This is a genomic window from Peptoniphilus faecalis (assembly GCF_012976305.1).
GTDB lineage: Bacteria > Bacillota > Clostridia > Tissierellales > Peptoniphilaceae > Peptoniphilus_A > Peptoniphilus_A faecalis.
This window is the reverse complement of the sequence record NZ_JABDSR010000015.1, coordinates 24,935-33,523: the sequence shown is the minus strand read 5'-3', so window position 1 is coordinate 33,523 and position 8,589 is coordinate 24,935. Positions and strand designations below refer to the sequence as shown.

General features: G+C 29.9%; 8 protein-coding genes. 1 reads left to right on the top strand and 7 read right to left on the bottom strand.

Features of this window, described 5'->3' with window-relative positions; translation table 11 throughout:
- Positions 1-157: 157 nt before the first annotated feature.
- Positions 158-937 (bottom strand): inositol monophosphatase family protein, encoded by a 780-nt coding sequence (locus HKO22_RS09290; protein WP_169970240.1) that lies wholly within the window; start codon positions 935-937, stop codon positions 158-160.
- Between the two features lie 11 nt (positions 938-948).
- Positions 949-3,840 carry an insulinase family protein gene (locus tag HKO22_RS09285; protein ID WP_169970238.1) on the bottom strand — a complete coding sequence of 964 codons (2,892 nt, stop codon included), beginning with the start codon at positions 3,838-3,840 and terminating at the stop codon, positions 949-951.
- 106 nt (positions 3,841-3,946) lie between these two features.
- Here HKO22_RS09285 and HKO22_RS09280 point away from each other — a divergent pair, with 106 nt between their 5' ends.
- Complete coding sequence (locus HKO22_RS09280; RefSeq protein WP_169970236.1) at positions 3,947-5,464, top strand: oleate hydratase; 1,518 nt, start codon at positions 3,947-3,949, stop codon at positions 5,462-5,464.
- 65 nt (positions 5,465-5,529) lie between these two features.
- On the opposite strand, the gene tsaD is transcribed toward HKO22_RS09280, so the two are convergent.
- Genes tsaD through HKO22_RS09255 form a run of 5 tightly spaced genes read right to left on the bottom strand, consistent with a single transcriptional unit; the run spans position 5,530 to position 8,569 of the window.
- Positions 5,530-6,528, bottom strand: a complete 999-nt coding sequence (tsaD, locus tag HKO22_RS09275; RefSeq protein WP_169970234.1) for a tRNA (adenosine(37)-N6)-threonylcarbamoyltransferase complex transferase subunit TsaD — start codon at positions 6,526-6,528, stop codon at positions 5,530-5,532.
- Between the two features lie 4 nt (positions 6,529-6,532).
- Complete coding sequence (rimI, locus tag HKO22_RS09270) at positions 6,533-6,967, bottom strand: ribosomal protein S18-alanine N-acetyltransferase (RefSeq protein WP_169970232.1); 435 nt, start codon at positions 6,965-6,967, stop codon at positions 6,533-6,535.
- Entirely contained in the window at positions 6,939-7,613 is a 675-nt protein-coding gene (tsaB, locus tag HKO22_RS09265; RefSeq protein ID WP_169970230.1) for a tRNA (adenosine(37)-N6)-threonylcarbamoyltransferase complex dimerization subunit type 1 TsaB, read from the bottom strand. The genes rimI and tsaB overlap by 29 nt, the downstream gene beginning before the upstream one ends.
- On the bottom strand, positions 7,594-8,052 hold the full coding sequence (gene tsaE, locus HKO22_RS09260) for a tRNA (adenosine(37)-N6)-threonylcarbamoyltransferase complex ATPase subunit type 1 TsaE (RefSeq protein WP_169970228.1): 459 nt from the start codon (positions 8,050-8,052) through the stop codon (positions 7,594-7,596). The genes tsaB and tsaE overlap by 20 nt, the downstream gene beginning before the upstream one ends.
- Entirely contained in the window at positions 8,036-8,569 is a 534-nt protein-coding gene (locus HKO22_RS09255; RefSeq protein ID WP_169970220.1) for a nitroreductase family protein, read from the bottom strand. Before HKO22_RS09255 ends, tsaE begins: the two co-directional genes overlap by 17 nt.
- Positions 8,570-8,589: the final 20 nt, after the last annotated feature.

Here is an 8,589-nt window from a genome sequence, read left to right as displayed (position 1 = left end):
TCTTTTGATAATTTTAGATTAAGAATTTTTTTATGTTTTTACCATAAAAAAATATATGGTTTAAGCCATAAGACATAAACCATATATCATTAATTTTTATTCACCAACACTATTTGACAAAGAACCTAATAAATAAAAGCTTTATAGTGTATTTTAATCAATACACAAATCTTCTTAATTCCTCTACAATATTTTTATTTCCGCAAATTATGCCGCCAAATCTTTCACAACCGACTTCTTCGCCGTGCATATTTATAACTAAGCCACCGGCTTCTCTTACTATTAAAGTTCCTGCGGCGTAATCCCAAAGATTTAATCCGTCATCTATAAAGGCATCATACCTTCCACAGGATGCATAACACATTTCAAGTGCAGCAGCTCCTATATGTCTAATGCCCTTTGTATTGTTGTAAATAAATCTTATCATCTCAAAAGTTTCATCGGCACGGTCAACTCTTCCTCCGCCAGTTCCAGATCCAATTAACGCTTCAGAAAAATTTTTACAATCAGAAGTTTTTATTTTACTTCCATTTAATTTCGCACCTTCACCCTTTATTGCAGAAAAAAACTCATCTCTAAAGGGATCGTAAATTGCTCCAAGTACAATTTGTGAATTTTCTAAAAGTGCAAGACTTATTACAGAATGATCAAAACCGTGAACTAAATTAGTTGTTCCATCAACAGGGTCTAAAACCCAAGTATATTCTTTTATTTCAGATTTTGATTTGTCCCTTTCCTCTGCCAAGAGGTTTGAATTTTTTATTAATTTTAAAAGATTTTTCTCCAAAAATTCTTGTACTTTAAAATCAACTTCAGTCACATAATCATTTCTACCCTTCATCTTAAAATTATTCTTGGGGTCAAGTTCAAAGAAATTTTTTGAAGCATCCTTCATTAACTTTTCAATTTTTATTAATATTTCATGATAATTTATCATAAAACCTCCAACTATTTAATGGACTTAATTTCCTTAAATAGATCTGCACTATCTCTAATTATACTTTCACTGCCAAAAACTGCTATATAATTTTTTTTCATAGCGTCATCAAATACTTTTCCATAGGAATTTAATTTTTCAATATTTGTTTCCAAAGCTTCCCTTTTAGATTTTTCCAAATCTTCTATTGTAAGTCTAGTTATAAACCTTGATAAATTTATATCTCCAATTTGTTCTGGTGAAAGAAGTGGGTCGAAGGCGTTCATTGAACCAATTATAAAATCTTTTAAATCTTCATCGGACATTTTTAAGTTTTCAATAAAATTTCCAATTTCATTGTAAACCTTCACTGTATTACTTAAGTTTGGATCTCTGTAAGAATAAGTTGCCATTTCACAATTTCTGCCAATGGTAATCCCTGCACCATAGGCTCCACCCTTTGCCCTAATTTCGTTGTGAAGATAGGATGAATTTAAAATATTTGCAAGAACTGTAAGATCACCTGAATATTTTAATCCAAGCTTTTCAAGGTCGTAACCCTTTGATGCGTAAATAACATTTGAAGTTGTGTAAAGTCCCTCATTTTTATTTTCACATTTAAAGTCATAGTCGCTAATTTTTATATTTTCCACTTTTAATTTGTCTATATATACTTTTAAATCATCTTTAATTTTATTTAAGTCAGAAATATTCCCTACAGTTGAAATTATTAAATTATCTCTTGCAAATAATTTTTTATAAACTTCTTCTGAATCTTTTTCAAATTTTTCCCATCTATCTTCAAAATTTTCCGCTAAATCTCTCATGAAATTATAATAATCTAATCCACCAATATGAGATTGAATCTCTGCTACTTTTGAGTAATAGGATTTTAAAATTGAAATTATAAATTGATGTCCATTTTGCAACATCGTTGATTCAATTCTTGATTTCAAAATATTTAAAAGTTCTTTAATTCTCTTTTTTGAATTAAGCACGGAATTATAAATAATTTCATCTACAATTTCTAGTCCTCTTTTTACATTTTCTGCTGTGGATTTCATCTTAACATTCATTCTAAGATAATATTTTTCCTTGTCTTTTGAATCAACATAAACTGTTGGATTAAAGCTTATGCCGCCAGTTGCCTTGTAAATTTCATTGTTTAATTCTTCGTAAGAATAATTTTTAGTATCGATAAGTCCAATTATTGAAAGAAGAATAGACATTGTTTCAATTTCTTCTCTTTTTATAAAGGAAATATCATGTGAAATTGTAGTGTAAACTATCCCATTTGTCTCTTGATTTGATTTTAGATAAATTACATCTCCAATTTTATCTTCTTCAGGCTTATAATCTGTAACTTTCTCATCAATATCAGAAAGTTCAAGAGATGGAATAGTTTTTTTAGCTTCAAGTGAGTCCTCTTCGCTTTGATATTTTTCAAGTTCAATGCTCTTTTTTATAATTTCTTCTATTTCTTCATTAGACATTTTTTCCTTTATTGTTTGAAGATCTTCCCTTAATTCTTTTTCCTCTCTGTCATTTTTATTTAATTCAGGTCTTGCAACTAAATTTACAGAATAAACATTGTCTAATAATTTTTCTTTTATATAATTTTCTACAAAATTATCACTTAATTTTTCTTTTACTTCATTTAATACATCATTATAATATAGAGCATCAAGTGGAGATTGATCGTATAACCAAGAATTAAGAGCTCTAATATAGTATATTATAGCCTTTTGCGTGCCACCACCTTCTCTAAAAATAAATTCAAATTTATTTAAGGTTGCTTCCAAAAGATCTCTATCGATTCCCTTTTCCACTAAATTTTCTAACGTATTTTTTAAAATTTTTAAAAATTCATCTTTTCTATCTGCATCTGTATTTTTCAAGACTATTGATAAATCAAGAGGAAAGGAAGATGAAGTTTCAGAGTAGACATCTTCAGCAAGTCCTGCTTCAAAAATCGCCTTTTTAATTGGTGCAGCTTGAGCATCTATTAAAAGTTCCGCTAAAAAATCACGCATAAATACATCTAATTTTGAATCTGCATAGCCAATAGTCCAACCCTTTGAAAGATAATCAATTTTCTCCTTCATTTCCTCCTTAGACGCAGAAAATGTTATTTCTACATCCTTAGTTTTTTTCAATTCATCATTTAAAATAATTTTTGAATTGATCTCTTCTTTATCAAAATCAGCTAAATAATTTTTATCAATAAAATTGAGAGCTTCTTCCATATCTTGATTTCCGTAGAGATAAATGTAAGAATTTGATGGGTGATAATATTTTTTATGATAGTTTTTAAATTCTTCATAGCTCAGTGTAGGGATAAGTTTTGGGTCTCCGCCTGAATCTACACCATAGCTTGAGTTTTCGTGAAGAGCAAAAACCATGGCGTCAGATACAATATTTTCTGAAGAAGAATAAACTCCCTTCATCTCGTTGTATACAACTCCATTATATTTTAGTTCATCATCCTTGTTTTTTAAATCGTAATGCCAACCTTCTTGAAGAAATATTTTTTCTTCCTCGTATATGCTTGGATAAAAAACTGCATCTAAATAGACATCCATTAAATTATAAAAATCTTTTTTGTTTCTACTTGATACAGGATAAATTGTTTTGTCTGGAAAAGTCATGGCATTTAAAAAAGTTTGTAGCGATGACTTGATTAAATCCATAAAGGGTTCTTTAGTTTTAAATTTTCTTGATCCAGAAAGTACGCAATGTTCAACTATATGACATACTCCATTTCCCCTTTCAGGTGGAGTCCTAAACCCAATTCCAAAGGCTTTGTTATCGTCATTATTTTCAAGAGTAAGTACTTTTGCTCCCGTTTTTATATGAGAATAGACTTTGCAATTTGATGCAACTTCGTCTATATATTTTTCTTCAATTAATTTATAATTTTTCAAATTAATCCCTCCTTTGTTATTATACTTGTAATAAAAGAATTTAACAAATTAGAATTAATAAATTAATGATTGTAAAAATTGGGTAAACTTAAACTGAGGTGAGATCATGTCAAAAAAAGATGACATTAAAAAATTAGCTATTGCAGCTGCAACAATTTCTGCTGCTATTTTTGCTGCAAAAAAAGTCTCTGATGATGAAGTGAAAATTCTCATGCCAAATCGTGACGAAAACTCAAAAGCTTACTTACTTGGCGATGGTTTTGGCAATTTAGCCCTTGCCTATGGTCTTATTAATCATGCAAATTTAAATCCACTTAATATAAATATTTACACAAAGCACTTTAATGAATTTATAAAAATAAATGAGGGCGAAAACAATTATGAAACCTTTGACAATAGGTTTTCAAAATTTAATTTCAAAAATACTTTAGAAATGCTAGAAAATATTTTAGATGAAGATGAAGTAAATAATGTTTTAGAAAAAATGGCAAAAAAGGAAAAACCAATTATTTTAGATTTATCTTTAAATCAATTTTCTAATGTAAATAATGTAGACGAAAATAGCAAAAAAAAATTATATAAACTGCTCCTATCGCCCATTGACTTTGACGATAAAAGTTCCATTGAAAAGTACTTTTTGTTCTCTGACTTTTTAGATTCAAATTTGTTTTATTATTTAGCAAGCATCTACAACTTAAAGGCAACTTCTCCAGTCTCTGAATTAAAGGAAGCTCTAATTGATTACATTGGTTCAGCAAATTATTTTGACCTAGATTCAGATAAAATTCACAAAATTATTAAGGATTATTTAAAAAAACTTGGCGTTAATTTTTATGATGATTATAAATTTATAGACTTTAGTTCAACTGATAATTATGTAGACAAGCTTACTTTTGAAAAAAATGAACAAGTAGATGAGGTTTATACTGATTTAAAAGACATTATTTCCATTGAATCGCCAACATATCTGTCAAATTTAGCTCTTGGAAACACTACCAATATTCCTGAGAGGATTTTAAATACTTACTTTTCAAAAGATAATTATTCTTATCAAAATATTTATAAAGAAATCGAGGGCAAGATTACTGACTCATCAATTCTCTATGTAAACTTAGAATTTTCTGATGATTCCTTTATAAATAAATTAAGAAAAAATTTACAAGATAGCAACTTCTTTATTTTCAAAGTAAAGTCTGGCCTTTCTACAAAAATAATTGAAAATAGAGTAATTTTAAAAATTTTAAATCCCAATAAAAATTCTATTTTTGTTGGAAATGTCTTTAATGCATTAAATGGCGAGGACTTTTTCTTTGAGCTTATTAAGTTGTTTAATTTGGAAGAAAAATATGCCGATCTTAGATTTAATCTTAAAAATGTAAGTATTTCAGTTTTTGAAAACTACAAAAAAATTCCTGGTGAAAGTTATAATAGAAGTGTAAATAAAATTTGTAATTTGTTTTTCATTTCTTCAAAAAATTCTGACTTTGGAGAACTTTATTCAATAGAAAAATTAGTGCAACAGGGCATAAAAAATGCCCATGACATAATGGGCATTGACCACTTAGAAGTTTTTGAAAAGAACCTTTCTAAGATTGAAATTTTAAAATTTATTAATAACCTATAAAAGTGCAGAAATGCACTTTTATATTGCAAACTTTTATAATGGCTCTTGCAAATGCTCAATCAAAATTATTTTAACCCTAAATTAGGATTTGCAAAATTGTTTTCATTAACTTTGCCTCCAATGTACTCGTAATATGCAGCTGAGGCAATCATTGCTGCGTTATCTGTGCAAAGTTTTAAATCTGGATAAAATATTTTTATATTTTCAGATTTGCCCCTTTCTTCAAAAGCTTCTCTAATTCTTGAATTTGCAGAAACTCCTCCGCAAAGAACAATTTTATCTCTTTTAGTTTCTCTAGCAAGTCTAAAGGACTTTTCAATTAAAACATCAACTATTGCCTCTTGAAAGGACTTACAAACATCTTCTACAACTATTTCTTCTCCTCGGAGTTTTGCACTATTTAAATAATTTAAAACAGCAGTTTTAAGTCCGCTAAAAGAGAAATTATAATTGTCTTCCTTCATCATTACCCTTGGAAATTCAATTGTTTCTTTTCCCTTTTTTGCAAGAAAATCAATAACTGGACCCCCTGGATAAGCTAACCCTAAAGATCTTGCAACCTTATCAAAGGCTTCTCCCACTGCATCGTCCACAGTTCTGCCATGAAGTGTGAAATCCACATAATCCTTTACTTCGATTAAATAAGTGTGTCCACCAGAGATTATTATTCCAACAAAGGGTGGCTCCAATTCTTTAAAGGAAATATAATTTGCACACACGTGGCCAACTATATGATTCACACCGACAAAGGGCTTACCTGTAGAAAGTGCAAGAGCTTTTCCCGCACTAAGTCCAACTAAAAGTGCACCAATAAGTCCTGGTCCCTTTGTTGCTGCTATAATATCTATGTCTGATAATTTTACTCCTGCTTCCTCAAGACCTTCCTTTAAAACTGTGTTAATAGCTTCAACATGTTGTCTTGATGCAATTTCAGGCACAACTCCGCCAAATTTTTTGTGAGTATCAATTTGGGATGCAATTACATTAGAGTAAACTTTGCGGCCATCTTCCACGACGGCCACTGAAGTTTCATCACATGAGGATTCTACTGCCAAAATTTTCATCTCATCACTCCCTCCACATTATATAAGCATCTCTGTCAATGCCATAATAATCATTTCTTTTTCCTAAGATTTTAAAATTATATTTTCTGTATAAATTAAATGCAATTTTATTTTTTTCTTCAACTTCTAAAGTAATCTTTAGTTTCTTTTCATCTGCCATCTTTGTCAAAAAATCAAAGAGGTCGAGAGAAATTTTTTGCCCACGAAATTCACTTTTTACAGCTACATTTGCAATGTGTATCTCGTCAAATACTATCATATAACTAATATAACCTACGATTTTTCTATCTACTTCAGTAATTATGATATCCTGCAAATCATCTTTTACAATTGCATTTTCTATGGAATTTTTTGACCATGGAAACTCAAAGTTTTCTACTTCGATTTCATAAATTGCATCTACATCCTTTTTATTTGCTATTCTCGTGATTTTTTTCATATTGTGCTTCTGCCTGAGAAATTTTTAAATAATTGGGCACTAAATTAAATGCGTCCATTGGACCATTTTTTTCGTAATCAAGTAAACCAAGCTTTGCAATATTTGCTCCCCTCATGTTTTTGTTTTTTGAAAGCTTTCCTCTCTTTATTTTTTCAATAAATTTATTGCCGTCAAGACCTGTAACTGTGATTTTATCGTATTTATTTAATTCATCTTTAAATTTTTCAAAGGAAAGAATTTCATCTTCAAATAACACTTCTAGTTCTTCTTCATTTCTTATTATTGACCCATAGACATTTCCTCGTCTCGCATCCACAATTGTTGCAACGATTCCATAATCAGACATTCCATTTGCAACAAGAGAAGAAACGCCAATTACATCTTTATCTAAGGCAAAGGCCATGACCTTGGCAATAGTTATTCCTATGCGAAGTCCTGTAAAGGATCCAGGGCCAATTCCCACCGCAATTAAATCAACATCATCTAGGGTAAATTCAAATTTTCTAAAAATTTCTTCAATCATATCTGTAACAGATTCTGAATGAGCAATTCTACCTGTTAAATTGTAATCGCAAAGTACTTCATTATCTTCAATTAGTCCAATGGCCGTTGTCTTTGTGGAAGTATCAATTCCCAAAACTTTCATATAGTTTCTCCTTCAGCTTTTTAAACCTACTGCCAATAAAGTTAATTTCAAGCTCTCTTTTATCTTCCCTTGATGAAATATTTATCTCAATGTATTCTTCTGGAAGGACATCTTTAATTTTCTCAGCCCACTCAACAATTGTAACTCCATCAGAATAAAAATATTCATCAAATCCAAGATAATCCACATCTACTTTATCATCAAGTCTATAAGTGTCTATGTGATATAGATTAATCCTTCCATAGTATTCATTTACTATTGTAAAAGTAGGGCTAGTTACATAATCCTCTATGCCAAGTCCAAGAGCAATACTTTTTGTAAGAGTAGTCTTTCCCGCTCCTAAATTACCATTTAAGCAAAGTACGTCTCCTGGATTCAAATTTTCGCCCAAAAATTTTCCAAATTTTTCCGTTTCTTCTAAATTATTTAACTTTATCATTTAGATCCTCAAATACAACTTCATCATATTCAAAGGGAACTTTTTCTGACTTTTCTTCTGCTGGATGACCAATTCCAATTACACACTCAACATCAAACTTATCCTCTAAATCAAAAAATTCATGCAAAAATTTTTGTGCAGTAACTCCACTTTCGTGCTTTGCATCCACAACATTTGCCCAAGTTGCTCCTAAATCTAAATCCGCTGCAGCAAGCAAAATAAAAGTTGCAGCAATAGATGCATCCTGATGATTTGTGTTTGGTGCAATTTCTCTATCTGTTAAAACAGCAATTGCAACATTAGCACCCCTTAAAAAGGCTGCACCATTTTTTTTATAATGAGAAAGCTCTTCAAGTCTTTTCTTATCTCTAATAATTATATATCTAACTGGATTTCTATGTTTTGCCGTCGGAGCGTGAAGTGCAATATTTAAAATTTCTCTTAAATCTTCTTCAGAAACCTCTTCGTCAGTAAACTTTCTTATACTTCTTCTCTTTTCAACTAATTCTAAAAACATTTTATCACCTCAAAATATTA

Bases quoted from the DNA above. Each gene is read 5' to 3' on its own strand.
- HKO22_RS09290 (WP_169970240.1), bottom strand. From the start codon at position 937: ATGATAAATTATCATGAAATATTAATAAAAATTGAAAAGTTAATGAAG.
- HKO22_RS09280 (WP_169970236.1), top strand. From the start codon at position 3,947: ATGTCAAAAAAAGATGACATTAAAAAATTAGCTATTGCAGCTGCAACA.
- tsaD (WP_169970234.1), bottom strand. From the start codon at position 6,528: ATGAAAATTTTGGCAGTAGAATCCTCATGTGATGAAACTTCAGTGGCC.
- rimI (WP_169970232.1), bottom strand. From the start codon at position 6,967: ATGAAAAAAATCACGAGAATAGCAAATAAAAAGGATGTAGATGCAATT.
- tsaB (WP_169970230.1), bottom strand. From the start codon at position 7,613: ATGAAAGTTTTGGGAATTGATACTTCCACAAAGACAACGGCCATTGGA.
- tsaE (WP_169970228.1), bottom strand. From the start codon at position 8,052: ATGATAAAGTTAAATAATTTAGAAGAAACGGAAAAATTTGGAAAATTT.
- HKO22_RS09255 (WP_169970220.1), bottom strand. From the start codon at position 8,569: ATGTTTTTAGAATTAGTTGAAAAGAGAAGAAGTATAAGAAAGTTTACT.